At 50.1% G+C, this 22,129-nt stretch carries 22 protein-coding genes; 5 read left to right on the top strand and 17 right to left on the bottom strand.

The window, feature by feature from the left end; translation table 11 throughout:
- Positions 1-25: 25 nt before the first annotated feature.
- The 7 genes from JOD55_RS07495 to pyrH are packed head-to-tail and all read right to left on the bottom strand — an operon-like array spanning position 26 to position 6,653.
- Entirely contained in the window at positions 26-1,297 is a 1,272-nt protein-coding gene (locus JOD55_RS07495) for a site-2 protease family protein (RefSeq protein ID WP_204399401.1), read from the bottom strand.
- A gap of 1 nt (position 1,298) precedes the next feature.
- A complete protein-coding gene (dxr, locus tag JOD55_RS07500) occupies positions 1,299-2,513 on the bottom strand; it encodes a 1-deoxy-D-xylulose-5-phosphate reductoisomerase (protein ID WP_204399402.1) in 1,215 nt (404 codons plus the stop codon).
- 6 nt (positions 2,514-2,519) lie between these two features.
- Positions 2,520-3,092, bottom strand: a complete 573-nt coding sequence (locus tag JOD55_RS07505) for a DivIVA domain-containing protein (protein ID WP_204399403.1) — start codon at positions 3,090-3,092, stop codon at positions 2,520-2,522.
- Complete coding sequence (rlmN, locus tag JOD55_RS07510) at positions 3,089-4,366, bottom strand: dual-specificity RNA methyltransferase RlmN (RefSeq protein ID WP_204399404.1); 1,278 nt, start codon at positions 4,364-4,366, stop codon at positions 3,089-3,091. Before rlmN ends, JOD55_RS07505 begins: the two co-directional genes overlap by 4 nt.
- A gap of 33 nt (positions 4,367-4,399) precedes the next feature.
- A complete protein-coding gene (locus JOD55_RS07515; RefSeq protein ID WP_204399405.1) occupies positions 4,400-5,302 on the bottom strand; it encodes a phosphatidate cytidylyltransferase in 903 nt (300 codons plus the stop codon).
- A gap of 25 nt (positions 5,303-5,327) precedes the next feature.
- The gene (gene frr, locus JOD55_RS07520; RefSeq protein ID WP_204399406.1) at positions 5,328-5,885 is read right to left on the bottom strand and encodes a ribosome recycling factor; all 558 of its coding nucleotides are present in this window, start codon (positions 5,883-5,885) and stop codon (positions 5,328-5,330) included.
- A 9-nt stretch (positions 5,886-5,894) separates the two neighbouring features.
- Positions 5,895-6,653 carry a UMP kinase gene (pyrH, locus tag JOD55_RS07525; protein ID WP_204399407.1) on the bottom strand — a complete coding sequence of 253 codons (759 nt, stop codon included), beginning with the start codon at positions 6,651-6,653 and terminating at the stop codon, positions 5,895-5,897.
- A gap of 239 nt (positions 6,654-6,892) precedes the next feature.
- Here pyrH and JOD55_RS07530 point away from each other — a divergent pair, with 239 nt between their 5' ends.
- From JOD55_RS07530 to JOD55_RS07545, 4 genes are all read left to right on the top strand, one after another.
- Entirely contained in the window at positions 6,893-8,536 is a 1,644-nt protein-coding gene (locus tag JOD55_RS07530; protein ID WP_204399408.1) for an MFS transporter, read from the top strand.
- 110 nt (positions 8,537-8,646) lie between these two features.
- Positions 8,647-9,243, top strand: a complete 597-nt coding sequence (locus JOD55_RS07535) for an MptD family putative ECF transporter S component (protein WP_204399409.1) — start codon at positions 8,647-8,649, stop codon at positions 9,241-9,243.
- A gap of 4 nt (positions 9,244-9,247) precedes the next feature.
- A complete protein-coding gene (locus JOD55_RS07540; RefSeq protein ID WP_204399410.1) occupies positions 9,248-9,973 on the top strand; it encodes an energy-coupling factor transporter transmembrane component T in 726 nt (241 codons plus the stop codon).
- 1 nt (position 9,974) lies between these two features.
- A complete protein-coding gene (locus tag JOD55_RS07545; protein ID WP_204399411.1) occupies positions 9,975-11,609 on the top strand; it encodes an ATP-binding cassette domain-containing protein in 1,635 nt (544 codons plus the stop codon).
- Positions 11,610-12,191: 582 nt separating this feature from the next.
- On the opposite strand, the gene tsf is transcribed toward JOD55_RS07545, so the two are convergent.
- Both tsf and rpsB read right to left on the bottom strand, forming a co-directional pair.
- Complete coding sequence (gene tsf, locus JOD55_RS07550; protein WP_204399412.1) at positions 12,192-13,043, bottom strand: translation elongation factor Ts; 852 nt, start codon at positions 13,041-13,043, stop codon at positions 12,192-12,194.
- Positions 13,044-13,069: 26 nt separating this feature from the next.
- Positions 13,070-13,912 (bottom strand): 30S ribosomal protein S2, encoded by an 843-nt coding sequence (gene rpsB, locus JOD55_RS07555; RefSeq protein ID WP_204399413.1) that lies wholly within the window; start codon positions 13,910-13,912, stop codon positions 13,070-13,072.
- 396 nt (positions 13,913-14,308) lie between these two features.
- Here rpsB and JOD55_RS07560 point away from each other — a divergent pair, with 396 nt between their 5' ends.
- Complete coding sequence (locus tag JOD55_RS07560; RefSeq protein ID WP_239538988.1) at positions 14,309-14,938, top strand: M23 family metallopeptidase; 630 nt, start codon at positions 14,309-14,311, stop codon at positions 14,936-14,938.
- 61 nt (positions 14,939-14,999) lie between these two features.
- Here JOD55_RS07560 and JOD55_RS07565 read toward each other — a convergent pair whose 3' ends face one another.
- From JOD55_RS07565 to rplS, 8 genes are all read right to left on the bottom strand, one after another.
- Positions 15,000-16,061: a tyrosine recombinase XerC gene (locus tag JOD55_RS07565; RefSeq protein ID WP_338022227.1), complete on the bottom strand. Its 1,062-nt coding sequence runs from the start codon at positions 16,059-16,061 to the stop codon at positions 15,000-15,002.
- The gene (gene dprA, locus JOD55_RS07570; protein WP_204399414.1) at positions 16,045-17,232 is read right to left on the bottom strand and encodes a DNA-processing protein DprA; all 1,188 of its coding nucleotides are present in this window, start codon (positions 17,230-17,232) and stop codon (positions 16,045-16,047) included. The genes JOD55_RS07565 and dprA overlap by 17 nt, the downstream gene beginning before the upstream one ends.
- A gap of 1 nt (position 17,233) precedes the next feature.
- Complete coding sequence (locus tag JOD55_RS07575) at positions 17,234-18,832, bottom strand: YifB family Mg chelatase-like AAA ATPase (protein ID WP_204399415.1); 1,599 nt, start codon at positions 18,830-18,832, stop codon at positions 17,234-17,236.
- On the bottom strand, positions 18,829-19,239 hold the full coding sequence (locus tag JOD55_RS07580; RefSeq protein WP_204399416.1) for a YraN family protein: 411 nt from the start codon (positions 19,237-19,239) through the stop codon (positions 18,829-18,831). Before JOD55_RS07580 ends, JOD55_RS07575 begins: the two co-directional genes overlap by 4 nt.
- Positions 19,240-19,472: 233 nt before the next feature.
- Positions 19,473-19,790, bottom strand: coding sequence for a DUF2469 domain-containing protein (locus JOD55_RS07585; protein ID WP_204399417.1), 318 nt, complete (start codon positions 19,788-19,790; stop codon positions 19,473-19,475).
- Positions 19,790-20,527 (bottom strand): ribonuclease HII, encoded by a 738-nt coding sequence (locus tag JOD55_RS07590; RefSeq protein WP_204399418.1) that lies wholly within the window; start codon positions 20,525-20,527, stop codon positions 19,790-19,792. Before JOD55_RS07590 ends, JOD55_RS07585 begins: the two co-directional genes overlap by 1 nt.
- 41 nt (positions 20,528-20,568) lie before the next feature.
- Positions 20,569-21,423 carry a signal peptidase I gene (gene lepB, locus JOD55_RS07595; RefSeq protein ID WP_204399419.1) on the bottom strand — a complete coding sequence of 285 codons (855 nt, stop codon included), beginning with the start codon at positions 21,421-21,423 and terminating at the stop codon, positions 20,569-20,571.
- A gap of 291 nt (positions 21,424-21,714) precedes the next feature.
- The gene (gene rplS, locus JOD55_RS07600) at positions 21,715-22,068 is read right to left on the bottom strand and encodes a 50S ribosomal protein L19 (RefSeq protein ID WP_204399420.1); all 354 of its coding nucleotides are present in this window, start codon (positions 22,066-22,068) and stop codon (positions 21,715-21,717) included.
- Between the last annotated feature and the right edge of the window lie 61 nt (positions 22,069-22,129).

Consider the following 22,129-nt stretch of genomic DNA (forward strand, 5'->3'; position numbering starts at 1 on the left):
TCTACTACAGCTTAAGGCATGCCACTTATCGGATCGGATTTACGATATCTGCCACTACAAGAAGCAGCGTCATTCCCAAGAAAAATGCGATCACCACATTACTCAGTGGCAGCAAACGTGCAGTATCGAAAGCACCCTGATCGGGTTTGCCACGCAAGCGAGCACTGTGGCGGCGAATTCCCTCGATTATGGCGCCAAGAATGTGCCCTCCATCAAGTGGTAACAGCGGAAGCATATTGAAAATGAACAACGACATATTCAATGAGCCCATGAGCAGCAGCATATCGCCAAGTCGATCGACGAAACTGTAACTTTCTGCCTTGGTTGCGGTAATAGAACCAGCCAGATCAGCGATTCCAACGATCCCGACCACGCCTTGTGGATCACGCGCTTGCCCGGTGAACAGACTTTGCCCAGTTTCCCAAAGCTTAACTGGCAATGCCACCACTATTTTGGTGGTTTGCCAGGCCAAATCAACTGTGCGTCCTGGCAGCTCCGTCAAAGATCGACGCTCTTTGACGATCAGCGGAGAAATTCCGACGTACGGTCGCGAATTTTTCTCCTGCCTACCTGCTTTCGTCTGTTTTCCAGAGGTTTGAGGCTTTTCAACTGGAGTAACGCTCAACGTGAGCTTACGTCCGTCACGCACGACGCCGACGTCGTACGGACGTAAATCGCTTTGCCCAATCGCCTCATAGAGTTCCGCCCAATTCTCAACCGGAGTGTCTCCCCAGGTCAACACCGTATCCCCTGATTGTAGTCCGGCGCGGAAAGCTGGACTTTGCTCAGAGGTTTCACAACTGCTCTCCCCAGTGACGCACTTGGCCACCTGGGAAATCGTCGTGGACGGAACCGGCGTTCCAATAACCGAAAACACGGTGCCAAGGCAGATAACAGCCAAAACGAGGTTGACGAATGGCCCACCAAACATCACCACAAGTTTTTTGCGAGCAGGCAATTTCCAAAACGCTCGGTGTTCTTCACCAGGTTCGAGCTCAGCAGCCGATTCTCGCCGAGCCTCCTCCGCTAGAGTTAAGCTTCCGTCCTTATTATGAATTTTCGTGCCAGCCTTGGCCGGTGCGAGCATTCCAGCTAACGAGACGTAACCGCCAAGCAAGATTGCTTTTATTCCGTATTCGGTTCCATTGACCCGCCGTGACCACAAAGTCGGCCCAAAACCAATAAAATATTGCGGTACTTTTACACCAAATTTTTTCGCTGGCCAAAGATGACCCAATTCATGCAAACCAACTGTTACCAGCAAGCCAAAAATAAAAATCAGAATTCCAAGAACCACGCTATTTACCTCGACGTGCAATCAGTTCACGGGCTTGTGTGCGCGCCCATCGCTCTGTTTGCCCTACAATCTCCAAGCTCACATGCTCCTGTGCTTCAAAAGAGTCGAGCACTTCGCGCACCACATCGACGATGTCCAAATATGGCAAAGCGCCTGCTAAAAATGCCGCCACGCACTCTTCATTAGCGGCATTCATCACTGCAGGGTGCAGCGAGGACTGCGCCACCGCCATGCGCGCTATCTCAATTGCAGGGAAAGTCTCGTGATCCAATGGCTCAAAAGTCCACGTTTGTGCTCCATCCCATGCACACGGTTGAGCCACCGCCTCTAAACGCTGTGGCCATGAGAGTCCTAGCGCAATTGGAAGTTTCATATCCGGAGGTGAAGCCTGCGCGATAGTCGACCCATCGTGGAATTCCACCATTGAATGCACTATCGACTGCGGGTGCACAACGGGCACAATATCTTGTGGCGCGATATCAAATAAATATGCGGCTTCAATGAGTTCGAGCGCTTTGTTCATCAGCGTCGAGGAATTTATCGTCACTACTGGCCCCATCGCCCAAGTGGGATGATTTAAGGCTTGTTCTGGAGAAACAGCAGCTAGATCGGCACGTTTCTTCCCGCGGAAAGGCCCGCCGGAAGCGGTCAAAATCAGACGACGCACATTCGATTCGCCGTCGAGGTTCAGGCTCGTGAGCCCGCGGTTATGAACTCCAGAGCTGAGTGCTTGAGCTAGGGCTGAGTGCTCGGAATCTACCGGCACAATTTGCCCTGGACGACGCATTGCCCCGCTGATGAGGCCGCCACCAGCAACCAGGGATTCCTTATTTGCCAACGCAAGTGTAGCACCGCTTTCCAAGGCGGCGAGAGTCGGCTTCAAACCCACCGATCCAGTTATTCCATTGAGGACGACGCCCTCACACCTTGCACTTCGCGCGAGCTGAGCCATCGCGTCGTCGCCCTCAAAAACTTCCGGCTGTTGCTTTTTAGGCGTGATTTGCGCAAAAACCTCAAGAAATGCCGGTATTTTCCCAAGCTGTGCGATCGCGACGTACGGAACATCGAATTCATAAGCCTGCTGCGCGAGCAATGTGAGGTTCTGCCCACCAGCACCGAGTCCATCTATCTGGTAGGTGTGTGGATGTTCGCGTACGACGTCGAGCGCCTGCGTTCCGATTGAACCTGTGGATCCCAGAATAATGACGTGTTTCATCTGCGATTATTCAACTGCCATGAGAACTGATACAACACGATCAAGATAAACATCTACTACCGATTCGTCATAAGCATCGGCACCAGAAGCCGAATGAAAATGAGTGCGGCGAACTTCTTTCGAAGCCAGGTTAGCTTTTCCATCAAAATAGGCTGCAATTCGGTCCAAGAATTCATCAACTTCCGATTTGGCATATCCACGCCCATCAGCATCAGCAAAGCGTTCCCCCTCTGGGCGCAGCATGCGCGGATACAACGTAGTTGCTGAATTATAAGTCTGTTCGAGCCATGCTTGCTCTCCAGCGGTATACATAACGCCAGCTCGGCGCCGTTGAATGAACGCTGCTTCTAAACGGTCAAGAGCCGCATCTACCTGCACTGGATTATAGCCATTTCGGCTCCACGAGAACGAAGCATTGCGAACCGTCGTCTCATCAATGGCAGGAGTATCCGCGCTCTGTTCAGCGCCTTCATGAGAGAAATTGGCATAAGCCGCTTTTGCCTCACGCAAAAAGCTATCTACTTCTTCGCAGTCGTATCCAGAGTGAAGCCGACCCACACGTTCAAAAGTACTGCTCATGATTCATCCTCTTCTTCGTTTATTATTGGCTCGCTGAGAATCTGTTGTAAATTATCGGGAGCTTTTCTGTGTTCAGCAATCCGAGCTTCTACCGCTTGTTGTGCTTTAGCAGCTCGCTTGGCCACATGATCAGGATCCACGACTTCAGCAGCTAGTTGCCCGCAGGCACCGTCAATATCTGAACCGCGAGTATCGCGAACAGTTGTGGCAATACCTGCCTTCAATAGTGTATCAACGAATTTCTTTTCAGCAGATTTTGTGGCGGCAGTCCAAATACTTCCCGGAGTGGGATTCAATGGGATGGGATTGACGTGCACCCAGCCCTTGCCACGTGCGTTGAGCTCGTGTGCGAGAAGCTCAGCGCGCCACTGATGGTCATTCATATCTTTAATGAGCGCGTACTCAATCGACACACGCCGACCAGTTTTGAGGAAATATCGCCGCGCCGCATCCAATAATTCTTTCACTTTGAAACGGGAATTGATTGGAATGAGATCGTCTCGCAGCGAATCATCTGGCGCATGCAAAGACACTGCTAATGTAACGGGGAATCCTTCGTCTGCAAGCCGGTCAATCGCAGGAACCATCCCGACCGTCGAAACGGTAATATTGCGCGCAGAAATGCCAAATCCGTGTGGAGAGGGTTCGATCATCCGATGCAATGCGCCGATCACAGACTTGTAGTTAGCTAATGGCTCCCCCATACCCATAAATACGATATTGGATATACGCACTGGTTCGCCAAATACTCCCGAGTGCGCAGTTACCATATTCATACGAAGCTGTTCGATAATCTCCGCTGTGCTGAGATTTCGCTGCAAACCCGCTTGCCCGGTAGCGCAGAAAGGACATGCCATTCCACAACCAGCCTGCGAGGATATGCACAACGTAGCGCGATCAGCGTATTTCATCAAAACAGATTCAACTACAGCACCGTCAAATAACCTCCACAAAGTTTTGATGGTTTTGCCTTGATCGGCAATTTGATCGTGAATCTTCGTCACGAGCTGTGGGAACATTTTCTCGCATAAATCAGCACGTTGATCGGCTGGTAAATCAGTCATATCAGCTGCATCAACAGTCAAATGCTCAAAATAGTGGTTCGAAAGTTGATCTGCTCTAAACCCACGGTAACCGAAATCCTCCACCACGGCGCGGCGAGTGGCTCGATCTAGATCAGCGAGATGCTGTGGAGCTTTACCGAAGCGCTTCTCGGTAAAACTCAACGAGGGGCGTGGACCTTGCTCCACTTTTGGAAGAACCTGTTTTTTCATCTCACACCAATCCGTAATAAATGCTCATCAAGCCTACAGCGTCCCTAAACCAATCGAGAAGAGAAAATAAAAGGTTGGTGCACAAAATAACAAGGAATCAAGGCGATCCAACATTCCCCCATGACCAGGGAAAATAGAACCCATATCTTTGATGCCTAAATCGCGTTTCAACATCGATTCGGAGAAGTCACCCGCGGTTGCAATGATCGGGGTAATCACGCCGAAAGCAACGACCCAACCAGCTGATAGACCTGCCCCAATTCCCACTGTTAGCCACGCTACCAATAAGCTCAGGAGCAGCGACCCAATAAATCCCTCCCAAGATTTTTTGGGTGAAATCTTAGGAGCGATTGGGTGCTTGCCAAAGAGAATTCCCGCAAGCCAACCTCCAGTATCATTGGCCACCGGGAGCAAGATTAAGGAAATGAGCAGCGCACGCGCATGGGGAAAATCTGCCAGCCCAACTGCAAAGCACCCCGACAATCCAATCCAAGCGAGCGCAAAGGATCCGGCAATAGCATCTTTAAAATTGCGGTCGACGCCGTTGGCCTGGCCTAGTCCCCAAAGCATCGCTATACCTGTGGCAAACAAGAACAGCAACAGACCGACGCCAATTCCGAAGAACCACGTTCCTAGCAGCGTCACTAACTGGCCAATCGAGAGCGCAATAAGCGGAATACGAATATTGCGCGCCATAAAAGCTCCAGTGATTTCCCACATTCCTATCGTGAGGAACACGATCACCAGCACAAGGAATAGCTCAAGCCGAAATACTAACGACAGCGCAACAAGACTCAACAGTATAACAGCTGTTGCTATCGCAGCCGGCAAATTTCTCCCAGCACGCGAATGTGACTCAACTGGTGGCTTCGGTGGATGCGGGGCAAACCTCGACCATATGGTCGAGGTTTGCCCCGCATCATAAAACTGACTCATTCTTTATCCTCAATGCAAAAAAGAATCACATCTCCATGAGTTCTTTTTCTTTACCTTCGAGCATTGAGTCAATACGATCGACGTATTTCTTCGTGAGCGCTTCAAGTTCTTTTTCAGCGCGATCGACTTCATCTTCGCCAGCTTCGCCGTCTTTCTTAATACGGTCTAAAGCGTCCTTGGCCTTGCGTCGCACTGAACGAGCCGAGACGCGAGCTTCTTCAGCCTTTGCCTTTGCTAACTTGACGTAATCGCGGCGTCGTTCTTCGGTCAGTACTGGCATATTAATACGGAGCACTTGACCGTCGTCGGTAGGATTAAGACCGAGATCAGACTCGCTGATCGCCCGCTCAATATCGCGCATCGCCGAACGGTCATAAGGCGAGATAATCACTGTGCGTGCTTCAGGAATCGACACTGTTGCAAGCTGCTGGAGCGGCGTCGGCGCACCGTAGTACTCCACCATGAGCGATGTGAACAGCTCCGGGTTTGCACGTCCGGAACGGATCTTCGAAAAGTCATTTTGAGCAACTTCAATGACCTTATCCATCTTTTCTTCTGCTTCGAGCATTACTTCATCAATCATGGCAATTCCTTAATCCTGCAAGTCCTGATTAGTTACAAGAGTACCGATTTTTTCTCCGCGGAGCGCACGCGTCACGTTACCGGGCGTGCCCATACCAAATACCCGCATCGTCAAACCATTATCTTGGCACAGCGAGAATGCTGCAGCGTCAACCACTCGCAGTCCTTCCCGCAGTGCTTCGTCGTACGTTACTGTGTCAAGTTTAACAGCTTCGGGATTAGTGCGAGGATCAGCTGTGTAAACGCCGTCCACACCGTTTTTCCCAACTAATAGTTCATCGCAACGCAGTTCAAGGGCACGCTGCGCCGAGACGGTATCGGTGGAGAAGAATGGCATTCCCGCACCCGCACCAAAAATAACGACGCGACCTTTTTCCAGATGTCGAATCGCACGAAGCGGAATATATGCCTCTGCTACCTGCGCCATTGTGATAGCTGTTTGCACGCGCGTCGGCACCCCCGCTTTCTCGAGGAAATCTTGCAATGCTACGGCGTTGATCACTGTGCCGAGCATGCCCATGTAGTCTGCACGTGCACGGTCCATTCCGTTCTCTTGCAGTTCCACCCCGCGGAAGAAATTACCTCCACCAACTACGACTCCAACCTGCACGCCATCGTTGACAGCAGCCGCAATCTCTTGACTTATTCGGGTGAGTACGGCCGTATCGAGGCCAACAGCTCCACCGCCAAATAGTTCTCCAGAAAGTTTCAACAATACTCGACGCTGGTGGTCTTTATTCCAATCTCCAGCACAATGCTCCGATTGCATTAGCATTCCTTTCAGCAAAATCACTCATGAAAAGTCTACCCTAGCAAGGACCAAATCACCGCGATCTCCAACTAGTTTCACTCCCAACGTCACACTATTCAACATTCATTAACTCGCTTTAATTCGATAGTATTTTCCTACGACGCCGTTTTCCGGCGTTTCTTTTTTATGTTCCGATTGCGTTCCGATTGCGTACCAATTGTGTTCCGAGATTAATAGAAGGATTGCGAAACTGTTTTATGCCTGATGCGAGTACACCCAACGATCGCCTTAAAAACTCTCGATACATAAAAGTCGACGGTTCAAAGCGCGTATACGACCGCAATAGAATCCTGATCGTGCTGCTGGTCTCGCTCATGATGTCGCTGCTCCAAGTTTCGTCGGTAAATACAGCTCTCGCAGCAATGCAAGAGTCTCTCAAAGCTACTGACTCACAGTTGCAGTGGGTGCTATCTGGCTACACCTTGGCGATAGGAATTACCCTCGTGCCAGCCGGCCGGCTCGGTGACATGCTCGGCCGCTCCTTCATGTTTTCGCTGGGTTTGGCAATCTTTACGGTTTCGTCTTTGGCATTAGGTTTTGCCAACTCAGCTGTAGAACTCAATCTTTTGCGCTTTGTACAAGGACTCGCTTCAGGTATTTTTTCACCTCAAATCACCGGTTTGATCATCCAGTATTTTAATGGTCGGAGCAGAGCCAAAGCCTTTGCGTACTTCGGACTCGTCGTCTCGATGTCTGTAGCTGCTGGACCAGTGCTTTCTGGCCTTTTTATCGCATTTTTCGGCGCCGATATGGGCTGGCGGCTCTCATTCGCATTCAATGCCCCGCTCGGGATTATTGGGCTACTCTTAGCTCTTTATTGGCTTCCTTTTAAGACCGAAAGAAAGCTCTTTAGCCGCAAGTCGAAAACCCCGCAGCGCTCGCCTAAGGGCAATGAGAAAGCCATTCCTGAACAACCAGCAAAATCTACACATGAAAGCACAAAGCATCGCAACAAAATCGATCTTGACCCGGTGGGAATGTGCTTACTGGGAATCGCCGTGCTCGCCATCATGTTGCCATTTATGGTCAAAGCACCCGGCTGGAAATGGTTCATTATCGTCGCTGGATTCGCTCTTCTTGGATTGTGGTCAGCTTGGGAGCACTATTACAAGAAACGCGGAAATTTGCCGATGGTGGATCTTGATCTCTTCCGGATTAAGTCTTTTTCCTATTCGACCGGCATTTCTGCCTTGCAATTTCTTGGCGCTCCATCAATGTTCGTGGTTTTGGCAATCTTTTTACAAGACGGACTCGGCGTATCTGCCCTCGCCTCGGGGCTGGTGACGCTTCCCAACGCATTGATTTCAGCGTACGCAGCCATGTGGGCTGGGAAACGCTCTTATGATCACGGGCGCGGAATTCAAGCTATTGCCATTGCTTTGATTTTATTTGGAGCTCTCGGGATGGTCATTGTGGTGTGGAGCGTACACCACGGCGCATCGTTTTGGTGGTTTGCACTCCCCCTTGTCTTTACTGGATTTGGCGGAGGCGCCATGGGCTCGGCAAACCAAACACAAGCTATGATCGACGTGCCAGCGAGCTATGGCGGTACCGCCGGCGGAGTAATCCAAACAGCTCAGCGCATGGCAACGGCAATCGGAACCGCACTCGTCACTGCGATATTCTTTGCAACTCGCGGCACGCCGGCCAATATCAATTGGTACTTCGGCATTGCTACAGCTTATGTAGTTATCGCCATGATATTTATCGCAGCCTTGGTTCTGTCGTTTATATTCTGGCGCGATGGCTATCATGATCGCCATGCTATTGAACACAAGCGTTTAGCGCACGCACCAACATTTTCCCGCACTCGTGTTTTGCGCAAAAGGCGATCAAAGTAGCAAGTCTCGAAATAGTTGGAGCTTCTTGAGCAAGCTTAGAGTTTTTCTCATATAATTTACGCATTAGCTTTATATGATGTCACTAAAATTTCGAACCGAAGAATGGAAAAATGCCAGAAATGACTTTTTCGATGTCGCCAAAAGATCTGATCAATATCGGCGTATTTTTGGTTCTTTATTTCATCGCGATGTCTCTCAATGCCCTGGCAGCTGCCGGACCAGTGTGGATCTATCTAGCGCTCGTCATTTCAGCACCCTTGGGCGGCATAGTTTTTCAGCTCTTCTTGTCGCGGGTAAAACACGGCGGAATGATTTTTCTTTTCGGTATTATTTTCGGCGTGTTCATATCGATGATTCACGGCTGGCCATCACTGGCACTTGTGGTGATCTGCGCAGTCATTACCGAAGTCATTATTGGCTTAGGAAAATACCGATCAAAACACGTAAATTTCTGGGCATATCCCGTATTTCAGCTCTGGGCGCTCGGGCCGATTATCCCTATCTGGCTCAACGCGGAAGAATATCGAAATATGCTCGTCAACTCGCGTGAAAAATCACTGCAGTACGCCCAGGACGTCATAGATCTTTCACTCAACCCAATGTTCATCGCGTTGATCGCTTTAGGAATCTTCATATTTTCCATCGTCGGTTCGGCCATTGGGCAAAAGATGCTCACAAAGCATTTTAAGAAAGCCGGAATTGCTTAGACACATGCCTAGCTCATACTTTCCGAACGCAACCACAACGCACCTTGACCCACGCACGAAAATTGTGTTCGCCGTCGTCATCAGCCTGTGCACAATCAGCGTCGTCAAACTTCCAGTAACGCTCTTTGCTCTGGCGCTCACCACAGCCGTGATTCTTATGGATCAGCTGTGGAAGCTTTTGCTCCTCTGTGCTTCAATACTGGCGATATTTGCTGTTGTGCTTGCCTGCGGCCTGTACACCGAGTCGTTTTTCTCAGACATCTGCTTGGTTATCGGCGAATACGGAACTCGCTTAAGCATCATTTTCACAGTCAACGCCTGGCTGCTGGCCAGCACACAACCGGCTGCCTTGCTCGCGGCTCTTGAACGGTGGCGCCTGCCACGCTCTTTTACAATTCCTATTGCGATCATGTTTCGCTTCTTTCCAGCGGTGTTGAACGAAGCGAGCGCAATTTGGGATGCGATGCGCCTGCGCGGTCTATTCTCTTCGTCGTGGCATTTTCTCATTCATCCGATTCGCACCGCCGAATACCTGGTAGTTCCACTCCTTGGCAGCACGTTACAAATCGCTGACGATATTTCCGCATCAGCAATGACGCGAGGTCTTGGCGCGCCCAATCGAGCAACTTCGGTAGTAGCAATCGGCATAACATGGCGTGATGTATGCGCTCATGCTGCATTATTGTGCTTTTTGGGTGTTTTTGTGGCTGCGGTAAAAGGAGCGCTCTGAGATGACGACGAATGCATTTCACATTGAATTCGATGCGCTTCGCTTTTCCTATGGCAATGAGGAGTCAAGTGCGACTGAACCCAACGAGCCAATTATTGCCTTAGACCTGCGAATTCCTCGCGGCCAATGCGTACTCGTGACTGGCCCATCCGGCGGCGGAAAATCCACTTTGCTCAAACTTATCAACGGACTAATTCCCCACTACAATGGCGGCGATTTACACGGCACGGTAAATATCCATAGCCGGCAAGGCACGTTCTGCCCTAGCATACAGCCGCTGTGGCACACCGGAGGGCACGTAGCAAACGTATTTCAAAATCCCAATACGCAGTTCTTTACCACGAATGTGTATTCTGAATTAGCTTTTTCCTTGGAAAATCGCGCTGTGCATCCGGCGCAGATCAGACGAGAAATTGAGCAAGGTGCAGCTGATTTACATGCGACTCATCTGCTCGATCGCTCGCTATTTGCTCTCTCTGGCGGCGAGAGGCAGGCCATAGCCACCACAGCTGCATTTATTCAACGTCCTGAGATCTTCGTTTTCGATGAGCCCACGTCGAGTCTCGATGCGGCAAGTATTGAAACATTCCGCTCGTCATTGGAAAAAATCAAACAAAGTGGTGCCACCATCGTGATTGCTGAGCATCGTTTTTACTTCTTAGAAGGAATTATTGACCGCGCAATCGTTATCGACGGCAGCCTTAGGGCCGATATGCCTGCTAGCGAGTTCTTTTCTATGGACGACGACGCCCGCATTCGTTTCGGTTTGCGGCAGTTGCGTAGACCAACAGTTTCGACACATTTTCCAACTTTCCCCCTGAAAGTTAGCGATACAGCATCTGACTCATGCCCCGAAAATATCGCTAATGCGGATGTTTACGCACTTAGCGACGCTCGTATGCCAAGCGATACCGGTACCCAGAACGCGGTTGAAACACAACGTGAGGTAGGTGCGCGAAGCGGAGTTGGTGCGCGAAGCGGAGTTTCGTCGTCGGACTCCGCTGACGGCAACAACACAACCGGCTTGCGCCTGCACGAAGTGAGAATCGCGCTCCACAATCGCAGAAAAATTATGAAATTGCCGAATCTGCATTTCCCGCGCGGAAAAGTGAGTGCTGTTGGGGGCAAGAACGGCATTGGAAAAACCACTCTCAACAGGACGCTCGTCGGACTTCATAAATTACGCAGTGGAAAGATACTGCTCGATGGCGAAGAGCTAACTCAGCGCTCCCGGCTCGCGCGCTCGTATTTCGTGATGCAAGACGTCAACCGTCAATTATTTTCTGATTCCGTGGAGGCTGAACTCACTATCGGCCAGCGTTCCACAACGCACTGTGGCGATAATTCGCAACTCGACGATGCGCTTGATTTGTTTAATCTCGACGCTGTGCGCCACTACCACCCACTGGCGCTTTCTGGTGGGCAAAAACAGCGGCTCGTCGTTGCCACTGCCACGATGATGGACAGAGATATTTACGTTTTTGACGAACCAACTTCGGGTCTCGATTGGAAGCATCTCCAGTCCGTTGCAACTGCTTTGAAAAAGCTTGCCCAACGAGGCAAGGTAGTCATTCTCGTCACGCATGACACCGAGCTCATGAATGCCTGCGCTGACCTCTACTACGAGCTAGTGTAATTAAACACTGGTTTACACGGGGTGAGACGGCCAAAACGGTGACATGCAGCGAGACATCAGCAACGACTCAGCGAAACATAGCAAAAACGTGAAACGGTTACCCGCAGTTGGTGGCTGCTATTGCGCAAAGTAATTAACTTTTAGCGTTTTAACGTTTAGCGGCCAAAAATCCGACCAAAAATCCCGGCGTTATTAGCCTTTTCGCACGTGCAACGCTCTGACTGTGGCACACCTGCCAAAGCCGTTTCAATGTGTTGACCGCAGCCAGTCCAGGTTGCCTTTCCACACGCTGAACACGTCACTTTACTGCACATAATAATACCTTTCTCAACAGCACAATTTACACAGGAGACTTCTTATACAGGAGACTTCACATATAGGAGACTTCACCAAGCTCAGCTTAAGTTAATTCTCAACAAGTCTCACTTTATAGCACTGTGAATCTAAGAGTTATCTAACTTTGATGCAAGAAGACAGTGATCTGGCGCGATATATCTCAACTGAGAATGTGGTGTGGGTGGCAAACAGTGAATACTGTTTGCCACCCACAAAATATGAAAGAATATACGCTAATTATGCTGATTATTCAGCAGCAGATTCTCCAACGCGAACGCGCACGAAGCCAGTGACGTTACCACCAGAGGAGGCGATAACTTGGCCAACCGTGAGCTTTGGATCGCGAGCAAATGCCTGCTCTACCAGCACGATCTGCTTGAAGAAGCCCTTGAGACGACCTTCAACGATCATTGGCACAGCCTTTTCTGGCTTTCCTTCAGCAAGAGTGAGCTCGGTTGCGATACGACGCTCGTTCTCAACAACTTCTGCTGGAACGTCTTCGCTGGTCAAGTACTCTGGACTGAGCGCAGCAATGTGTACAGCGACGTCGTGTGCAACTGATGCTGCGGCGTCGTCTGTTGCTACGATAACTGCCACCTGTGGTGGAAGATCGGTAGCGGTACGGTGCATATAAGACTCAAGGTGTGCACCCTTGATAACCTCAACGCGACCAACTGCGAGTTTCTCGCCAATAACGCCGATGAAGTTGTTTACGCGGTCTGCGATGGTGCCATCAGCGTGAGGAGCTGCGAGAACTTCTTCAACGGATGTTGCACCAACAGAAACGGCTGCTTCGAGAATTTCCTCAGCAAAAGCAATGAACTTCTCGTTCTTAGCCACGAAGTCCGTTTCAGAGTTAACTTCAACGATGTAACCAATCTGGCCGTCTTCTGCGTCAACAATCTTGGAAAGAACGAGACCGTCCGATGCGGTACGACCTTCGCGCTTTGCAGCAGTCTTGAGTCCCTTGAGGCGAAGAATTTCTTCAGCCTTAGCAACGTCTCCCTCAGCTTCCTGAAGAGCGTTCTTTACGTCGAGCATGCCAGCGCCGGTCTTATCGCGAAGCGCCTTGATGTCTGCGGCAGTGTAATTTGCCATTATTTTCCCTCCGGAAATTTAGGTTTTCAGGCCTGTGGTTCTTCGGTCTTCTCTGCGGCTACTTCTTCAGTAGCGGCTTCTTCAGCAGCAGGAGCAGCCTCACCCTCACCAGCAAGAACTTCACGCTCCCACTCTGGCATAGGCTCTTCTTCAACCTGCTCCACGTTGCCCTTTGCGCCACCGCGGGCAAGAAGACCCTCGGCTACAGCGTCAGCGACGACGCGGGTGAGAATTTCGATCGAGCGGATGGCGTCGTCGTTACCTGGAATAGCGTAATCAACTTCGTCTGGATCACAGTTGGTATCGAGCACAGCAACAACTGGGATGTTGAGCTTCTTAGCTTCGGCAACTGCCAAATGCTCTTTGTTGGTGTCAACAATCCAGATAGCCGAAGGCGTCTTGGCCATATCGCGGATACCACCGAGAGTGCGGTCAAGCTTCTCCTTCTCACGACGCATCATGAGAAGTTCTTTCTTGGTGCGACCTGAGCCTGCGACGTCATCGAAATCGATGAGTTCGAGTTCCTTCAGACGCTGAATACGTGCGTGAACGGTTTGGAAGTTGGTGAGCATACCACCGAGCCAGCGCTCGTTAATGTATGGCATACCAACGCGCTCGGCCTGCTCGCGAATCGGCTGCTGAGCCTGACGCTTGGTGCCGACGAAAAGGATATTTCCACCGTGTGCCACGGTTTCCTTAACGAAGTCATAGGTGCGGTTGATATCGTCAACCGTCTTTTGAAGATCAATAATGTAGATGCCATTGCGATCATTGAGAATGAAGCGCTTCATCTTTGGGTTCCAGCGACGGGTCTGATGACCGAAGTGGACACCAGCTTCAAGCAGCTGGCGCATTGTAACGACTGCCATGGTCGTCCTTTCTTAGTGCGGCGAACCGCGATTATCGGTTGATATCTGAAAACGGGATTGTTTTCAGACCCTGGTATGCATTTACCTACCTACGCGAAACGAGTTTCGCACCGAAGATAAGTAACCCCGCAGGCAAGGCATACGCGAAGTCTGGAGAGCAATACATTGTTCACAATATTGCCACTCTACAGCCTTTTCATTTTACTCAAGAGCAACGCGAAAATGCTAGTTAGATCGACGCAAATAGGTGTGTTGGCGGACATATTCGAATACACCCGGCAGAACTTTCGCACATGCAAGCCTTTCACTTGTCCACATTCTCGTTTTCTGCGCAGCTCTTCCACAGCCCGTTCCGCTTGCTCTCAATCGCGCATTGCAAAGCGAGATGATAGGCGCATGATTACTTTTCTAACACCACATATCCTCGTATTGATGCTCAGTTTTAATACCCTGAGCTGCAACTATGGCAGTAACCTCGCCTCTCGCTTCGCTCAAGATTTGGCTCAGTTCCAACATTCTTCATACGCGCCGGAGAAGATACGCAATACTCCTCCAGACCGAATCAAAGATCCGGCTGTGCAATGGAATGACTACATCGATTCAGTTCTCAATCCGATGCCAACTACTCCCTATCGTTGTCCACTTTCCCAGGATTGTACGGTAATTCGTGCTTTCGAAATCGGCGAGCACAATTGGGAGCCCGGGCACCGCGGAGTTGATCTTAAAGCCGATGCGGATCCGAGAGTATTCGCTCCTGCAGACGGCGTGGTGAGCTTTGTAGGAGTGATCGATTCTCGTCCGGTAATATCCATTACCCACGAATCAGGGATCCGCACCACCTACGAGCCTGTTACCAGTGAGCTTAGTGTTGGAACACATGTGCGGCGTTCTGATCTGATCGGCCTAGTAATTCCCGGCCACTGCTCACATGGCATTTGCCTGCATTGGGGAGCAAAAACAGATGCCAATACGTATATTAATCCACTGAATCTCCTAGAACCTTATGTTGTAAGGCTGATCAAATAGGCACGCGACCAACGGCAGACTCCAATATGATCTACACGGCGCCGTTATCGAGCGCGTTTACTCAGGCACGCGGATGAGCTAATCCAAAGGCTTTCCGCAAACGATCTGTAGAGACGTGCGTATACCTTTGTGTTGTACCAAGAGATGAATGGCCGAGAATCTCTTGCACAATGCGCAAATCTGAACCGCCGTCGAGCAGATGGGTGGCCGCACAGTGACGCAAGTCGTGTGGACTTATATCTGGAACATTGGCTTGTGCAGTGAGCCTATGTAACTGTTCACGCACTGCGCGCTGATCGATGCGACCACCGCGTTGCCCCAAAAAGACGGCATTCGTATTCCCTTTTAGCACCTCCTGGCGGCTCGCAAGCCAAATCTCCAAAGCATTCCAAGCGGGCGCCCCAACTGGCACGATACGCTCTTTATTACCTTTACCTACTACGCGAAGTGTGCCATCATCAAGCAAATCTCCCAGATCAAGGCCTACACATTCACTAACGCGAATACCTGTTGCATAAATAAGTTCAAATATCGCCCAGTCACGGACGCAAAATGGCTCACCAGATTCTGCACGCTGCTTAAGATAATCGAGAAATGTATCCATTTGAGTACGCGAGAGCACAGTCGGAAGTTCATTTGCTGCTCGTGGCGCTTGTATCCGCAATCCGGCATCAGCATCAGCAATTCCTGATTTAAAGAGCCAATGTGAAAAAGTTTTTAGGGATGCACAATGCCTAGCCAAAGAAGCACGAGCGTGTCCCGCAGCTGATTTTTCAGCAAGCCAGCTGCGCATATCGGTCACATCGATATGTTTGAGTAGGGCGACGGCGTCGTCTACTTCTTCACTACCTGGTAGTTCTTCACTACTTGGTTCTGCACCATCTAGTTCTATTTTGCCTGGCTTTGCACTGCCTGATCCTGCACTATCGAGTTCTGCAGCAACAGCAAAATCAGTTTGTTTGAACAAAAACTCCAAAAAAGATTCCGCTTCGTTGACGTATGCACGCACCGTGTGCGGCGAATATCCCCGGCCTACACTCAAAAAAGTGGCATATTCGTCAACAATCTTGCTAATAGACGCTGGCAGCGCCACAAAACTGTTGTGATCATTCGTTTTTGCCACCAGCACCTCGCTTTACCCATAGACCAAGATTGTGTTCAACTCTTCTCGCAAGTAACAGTTTACCCAAGATTGAACGAACTGCTTCAACATTCACTCCAGCCAAACGTGCGATGCTTTCCGTTGAAGCACCTTTACGAAGAGGAACCGCATCAAAGACGCGCTCAGTATCTGCGTCGTAGCCATCATCGGCTCCCGCTCCAGCAAAACAATCAATATTCCCAGCTTCACTGAAAATATTCAGTTGTCCGATACTTCCGAGCATTTCTCGTGCATGACTTGGATTCATGAGCAAGGTACCACCATTGCGAATAAGTTCATTGCAGCCAGCCGAAAAATGAGATTCAACCGATCCAGGAATAGCTCCAACTTCCCTGCCAATTGCTAACGCATGCCGAGCAGTGTTGAGCGCACCAGATCGAAACGATGCCTCTACAACGATAGTGCCACTGCCTAACGCAGCGATGATCCTATTACGAGCTAAAAAGCGATATCGTTGCGGAGCTGCTGCCAGCGGCGACTCCGAAATGATAGCTCCGTCTTCTTTCAAAACCTGCGTAAAAAGTTCGTGATTTGCTTTCGGGTAGGAACGATCAACCCCGCCGGCGGAAACGACAATCGTTTTTCCTCCACCCGAGAGCGCACCTTTATGCGCCCAGGCATCGATTCCAAATGCGCCCCCAGAAACCACAACAAAGTCTTTGGCTAGATCATGTGCGAATTCTAAGGTGGTTCGCATACCTAAGCTGCTCGCATCTCGCGATCCCACAATCGATACCATCGGCGCTCGCAAAATACCCGGATTTCCACGCACCCACAGGGCAATTGGCTTACTTGAACCTAAATCCTCGAGCTGCTCAGGCCAGTATTCATCACCCGGAATAACTATTGAGATTCCTAGTTTAGCTAACACTGACGTATCAAATGGCGCAAGACTCTCGAGTCTCATTTTCCATCGCTTCACACTGGACACGACCTCAGCTGAACCATATCCAGTCATATTTTGGCTATTGTGACTGTTCCGTATGCGACTCAGCCCCTGGGCATAACCAAATTTTTCTATCCAATTATTGGCTTGTTTATCACCACCTTCGGTGATCTGCGTCCATACGATGGCAGCCGCATGCTCCTCATCAAGACGACGTTGCCCACCATTAACGCTATTAACCATCATTTCACACCTCAATTTCTTCACCACGGAGAATGAAAGCCTGACTCAGATCCTCATCGCTCGGTTTGTCATGCCCATTCAAATCAGCAAGACTCCAAGAAATGCGCAGTATGCGATCAAAAGCTCGCATCGAGAGTTTTCCCTCATAAATCTGATTCTCGAGCATGCGCGAGACTTGCGAATCACTGAGTGTGTTCTTACGAAGCCAATTCCCTGGCAACTGCGCATTGTTGGGAATGACTGCTGCTCTTCCCTCCAATTGGATCTCAGAATTTCGTCGTTGTTGACGCTCACGCGCGGTACTCACCCTGTCTAAGATCGCCGCAGTTGAGTGCTGTCCGCCGATCTTGAGCTGTGCTTTTGTGGGGCGCCGCAAAAGTAATCGCATATCGATACGGTCACGAACTGGCCCACCTAAATTTATTCGGTACGACGATCGCTCGCGCGGCGTGCATGTACACCGTCCGTTTGCGTCGAGTAAGTATCCACAACGGCACGGATTCGCTGCAGCTATTAATTGGAATCGAGCTGGATAGCTTACGCGAGCACGTGCACGATACAGCTCAATATGCCCCGATTCCAAAGGTTGGCGAAGCGCTTGAATCGCCGACGTAGAAAATTCTGGAAATTCATCGCAAAATAACACACCGTGGTGGGCTCGGGTTATTGCCCCTGGTCGCGGTATTCCATTGCCCCCACCGATGAGCGCAGCAGTACTCGCAGTGTGGTGAGGAGCTGCATACGGCGGTCGCGAAGGCAAAGCTCGCACGGACTTCCCAAAAACGGATTGAATTGCGGCCACTTCAACGGCATGTTCAGGGCTAAGATCAGGCAAAAATCCAACGAAACGTTCAGAGAGCATGCTTTTCCCGACGCCGGGTGGGCCTATCAAAAGCACATGATGCCCACCACATGCTGCCACTTCAAGTCCATGGATTGCTTCATCTTGCCCGCAGACATCGGCAACATCAAGCAAAGTTTTATTGTTTTCTGGATCGATATTCCCAGATCCGCCTGTTTCATCAAAGGATTGTTTAGCTTGGTTGACAGCTCCACTAACAGGTGATTTAGCTATTTTATCCCCAGTTTTTGCCCCTAGCATTGCGGCGAAATCAGCAATGTGCGACACTCCGGTAACTTCTATGCCAGAAACTAACTGTGCTTCAGCACAGTTTTCATGCGGCACAATCACACAGTCGAAGCCTTCCTGCTGAGCTGCCAGTACGGCCGGCAAAATCCCGCGCACAGCCCTGATTGTTCCATCAAGGCCTAGCTCACCAAATATCATTGTTTTCTTGGGCAGCTCTCGAAAACCTTGGGCACTTAATATCGCCGCAGCAATCCCCAAATCGAAGCTTGTACCAGATTTCGCGCGATCTGCTGGCGAAAGATTGACCACGATACGCATATTCGGCCATTGCAGACCGACATTTTGAAAAGCAGCTCGCAACCTTTCTTTAGCTTCATTAACGGCCGCATCCGGCAGGCCGACGATCATAAAATTAGGCAGTCCACTCAATAACGCAGCTTCAATCAGCACGCTAGTTCCATTCAAGCCAAGCAAACTGATGGTATGCGATCTTCCTACTTGTGCCGTATTCATGCTATATCCTTGACGTGGCTCAAGGTGTAGCCTTGCATCTGAACACGCACACCAATACTATCGATAGCTAATCGGTTTGGATGTATCGCCGTTTTAACTACCCATTCCACGAGGAGTGCACGTATGCGGCGCAACTTCGTTGGAGTAATTGCTTCTTCTGGTTGCCCGGTAGCAGTTTGCCGTCGAGTTTTTACTTCTATAGCAACGATTGCCCCACGCGCTGGGTCGAAGGCGATAATATCAAGCTCGCCGCCACGAGTGCGCCAGTTCGTCTCGTGCACCACGAAGTCACATTCTTCAAGATAACGACGAGCGCAGGATTCGCCCCATCTCCCGAGATCCTGACGCGAGCAATGAAGCAACTCTGCAACGAGTGGAGTTTCAACATAAAAAGTTTCATTCAGCATGCTCTGATTTCACCAGAAATATCGACTGATATTTGCTGACGAACTTTTGTTGTGGACTGTATAAACGTTTAGAGGTGCTGTGGGAAACTATTTCGAATCAAGCGTTTCCTTCTCATCATCACAAGTACCTTAACTCTCGCACTCGCCCCAACCTCCTGATCCGTAGTCAGGAGCTACGAGTAGTCAGGAGCTTAGGATATGCCAAATCGCTCTCGCGCAGAGGTTCTTTTCTTCTACTCTCGCTCAAAATCCAATTCGCGCGATATATCTGGTTTATTAAGTTCCTCGACATTTACGTCTTTGAACGTCACTACCCGCGCGCTACGAATAAAACGAGAAGAACGATAAATATCCCAAACCCAGGCATCAGTCAGTATTACCTCAAAGAAAATATCGCCGGAACTAGAACCACGCACATTCACATTCACATCATTTGCAAGATAAAAACGGCGCTCGGTTTCTACCACGTATCGGAAAAGATTAATTACATCGCGATATTCGCGATATAACGCCAATTCGCGCTCTGCCTCATAATTCTCGAGTTCGCTCATTATCGTCCTTTCCCTGAGCTAGAAATACCTGGCAATTTCCATGCCGTTCGGTGATAAATGCTAGCGCCAAATTCTTTCAATGCGGCCACGTGTTTCGCAGAAGAATACCCTTTATTGTTATCCCAATCGTAATGCGGAAACTCCTGCGCTAAAGATTCCATCAGCGAGTCTCGCGAAACCTTAGCTAAAACAGAAGCACCGGCAACGACTGCGCATCGCGCATCGCCTTTAACAACTGTATGCACAGGCACATCCGGTAACTGAGGTCTTTCATCGAATAGAACTCCCGTTTGATCGGCACTCCACCAGTCATGTGAGCCGTCGAGTAACACAGCATCAAAATGAAACCCACGCTGATACAGCTCATCTACGGCGCGTCGCGCTGCGGCTCGTAAGCCAGCAACGATACCCCAGGTGTTAATTTCTTCAACCGTCGAATGACCCACTGCAGCAGCTAACACCCACTGTTCAGTGGGTGCCACCAAATCCTGCCGAACTTGCGCAGACAACAGCTTCGAATCTCGCAATTTTTGTGGAAAGGCGTCAGAAGTATTCGAATCAATCAGCGCAATTCCAACCGATGCCGGGCCTGCTAACGAGCCGCGCCCAACTTCATCCACACCAGCAAGAACAGGGTTTTCGTGTCGAATACGCAACTGATCAAGCAACTCTTTTTCAATGAGCCGATCAGGAAATATTCGACTCACGCTGCGCTTAGTTTTTACCTCTGAAGCCATATCGCACGATTCAATCTTGATCTAAAGCAGGAAAGAATCCACTATTTTGCAGGCGCGCTCGGTGCCGGAACGCCGTCGAAAACGTGAGAAGCATCTGGAATCTTACCGAAACGACTCAACGGATAAATCTTTAACCATGCACGCCCCTCAATATTAGCAATGGGCACAAAGCCAAAGCCGCGAGCGCGCTGATGGAACCGCGAATCTTTCGAATTTGAACGGTTATCACCCATAACCCAGATATGCCCTTGTGGAACCACGACGTCGAACGCATCCATAGACGGCTGGGCGCCTTCACGCACATAAGATTCGTCAATAGCTTTGCCATTAACGAGGATTTTAGCACCTTGACCAGCACAACTAATGTGATCGCCAGGCATACCAATAATTCTCTTCACCAAATGTGTACCAGCATTTTGCGGCAGCAAACCGATAAGCTGGCCAAAATCCCGCAGCGTACCTCGGATTCCATCCGCCTGTGGAACTGGTGCGTCGCTGAGCCAGTCGCCAGGATCAACAAAGACGACGACGTCGCCACGCTGCAAATCCTGTTCCGAATCTGCCAGCTTATTCACCATGATTCGATCACCAGGAACCAATGTGTTCATCATCGACTCTGAGGGGATCTCAAAGGGCTGCACCAGAAAAGTTTTCAGCAAAACTGCGCAAAGCAGAGCAACAACTACCACCACACCAAATTCGACAACAGAAGATATTATCCGCTGGCCAAGAGATTTCGCTGGCACTTCATCACTATGTGGCTCAGCGTCAGTCGATGCCTGGTCAGGTTGCGCCGGATGCGAAACTGCGCGTTTCGCCCCAGGATCAGGGGGAAACGACGGCGGCATCGTCTCGTCGTCTTGCGTCAAACGCCTGACATCCGACTCTTGATCCATGCGTTCTCCCAGCTGTTTGAATCATATTCTGTCTATTTATTTGGCAATTCTAACATCGTCACGATTGGTAAAATTTGAGCGAAACTCCGCCGCCACAAAGCAAGCTGTTTTTCCTGCGGCGCACGCTTCATTTGCCAATCGTGTGTGAGCATCAATTGTTCCGAACAGAATTCTACATGGAGCAGTGCATATTAGCTGTGCGATACCACGAACCACCGCGCAATACACACCACAATCAAAATCACATGAAAAATGAGCCCTATCCGTAGATAGAGCCCATTTTTAAGAAAGTCACTTGTTATCGGTACGCTTTTCCTTGATCTTTGCAGCCTTGCCGTGAAGGTCACGCAGGTAGTAAAGCTTTGCACGACGCACATCACCACGAGTAACAACTTCGATGGATTCAACATTCGGAGAGTGAAGTGGGAACTTACGCTCAACTCCGACGCCGAAAGACACCTTACGAACGGTGAAGGTTGCACCTACACCCTTGCCACCCTTGCGAGCGATAACGACGCCTTGGAATACCTGGATACGGTGACGGTTACCTTCAACAACCTTCACGTTCACCTTAACGGTATCGCCTGGACGGAAGTCTGGACGCTCAACCATCTGGGACTGTGCAATTGACTGTGGAATCTCCATGATTCGATCATTTCTCACCCTGCGCGCAGGTCAGAGTGGGTTCAGGGCTTTGAAACACCAA

It is taken from the genome of Arcanobacterium pluranimalium (genome assembly GCF_016907845.1).
In the GTDB taxonomy this organism is placed as follows: Bacteria; Actinomycetota; Actinomycetes; order Actinomycetales; family Actinomycetaceae; genus Arcanobacterium_A; species Arcanobacterium_A pluranimalium.

Bases quoted from the DNA above. Each gene is read 5' to 3' on its own strand.
- rplS (WP_204399420.1), bottom strand. From the start codon at position 22,068: ATGGAGATTCCACAGTCAATTGCACAGTCCCAGATGGTTGAGCGTCCA.
- JOD55_RS07580 (WP_204399416.1), bottom strand. From the start codon at position 19,239: ATGCTGAATGAAACTTTTTATGTTGAAACTCCACTCGTTGCAGAGTTG.
- tsf (WP_204399412.1), bottom strand. From the start codon at position 13,043: ATGGCAAATTACACTGCCGCAGACATCAAGGCGCTTCGCGATAAGACC.
- pyrH (WP_204399407.1), bottom strand. From the start codon at position 6,653: ATGCAATCGGAGCATTGTGCTGGAGATTGGAATAAAGACCACCAGCGT.
- JOD55_RS07590 (WP_204399418.1), bottom strand. From the start codon at position 20,527: ATGGCTTCAGAGGTAAAAACTAAGCGCAGCGTGAGTCGAATATTTCCT.
- dprA (WP_204399414.1), bottom strand. From the start codon at position 17,232: ATGATGGTTAATAGCGTTAATGGTGGGCAACGTCGTCTTGATGAGGAG.
- JOD55_RS07540 (WP_204399410.1), top strand. From the start codon at position 9,248: ATGCCTAGCTCATACTTTCCGAACGCAACCACAACGCACCTTGACCCA.
- JOD55_RS07530 (WP_204399408.1), top strand. From the start codon at position 6,893: ATGCCTGATGCGAGTACACCCAACGATCGCCTTAAAAACTCTCGATAC.
- JOD55_RS07545 (WP_204399411.1), top strand. From the start codon at position 9,975: ATGACGACGAATGCATTTCACATTGAATTCGATGCGCTTCGCTTTTCC.
- JOD55_RS07585 (WP_204399417.1), bottom strand. From the start codon at position 19,790: ATGAGCGAACTCGAGAATTATGAGGCAGAGCGCGAATTGGCGTTATAT.
- rpsB (WP_204399413.1), bottom strand. From the start codon at position 13,912: ATGGCAGTCGTTACAATGCGCCAGCTGCTTGAAGCTGGTGTCCACTTC.
- JOD55_RS07560 (WP_239538988.1), top strand. From the start codon at position 14,309: ATGATTACTTTTCTAACACCACATATCCTCGTATTGATGCTCAGTTTT.
- JOD55_RS07505 (WP_204399403.1), bottom strand. From the start codon at position 3,092: ATGAGCAGTACTTTTGAACGTGTGGGTCGGCTTCACTCTGGATACGAC.
- dxr (WP_204399402.1), bottom strand. From the start codon at position 2,513: ATGAAACACGTCATTATTCTGGGATCCACAGGTTCAATCGGAACGCAG.
- frr (WP_204399406.1), bottom strand. From the start codon at position 5,885: ATGATTGATGAAGTAATGCTCGAAGCAGAAGAAAAGATGGATAAGGTC.
- JOD55_RS07515 (WP_204399405.1), bottom strand. From the start codon at position 5,302: ATGAGTCAGTTTTATGATGCGGGGCAAACCTCGACCATATGGTCGAGG.
- JOD55_RS07535 (WP_204399409.1), top strand. From the start codon at position 8,647: ATGCCAGAAATGACTTTTTCGATGTCGCCAAAAGATCTGATCAATATC.
- JOD55_RS07575 (WP_204399415.1), bottom strand. From the start codon at position 18,832: ATGAATACGGCACAAGTAGGAAGATCGCATACCATCAGTTTGCTTGGC.
- rlmN (WP_204399404.1), bottom strand. From the start codon at position 4,366: ATGAAAAAACAGGTTCTTCCAAAAGTGGAGCAAGGTCCACGCCCCTCG.
- lepB (WP_204399419.1), bottom strand. From the start codon at position 21,423: ATGGATCAAGAGTCGGATGTCAGGCGTTTGACGCAAGACGACGAGACG.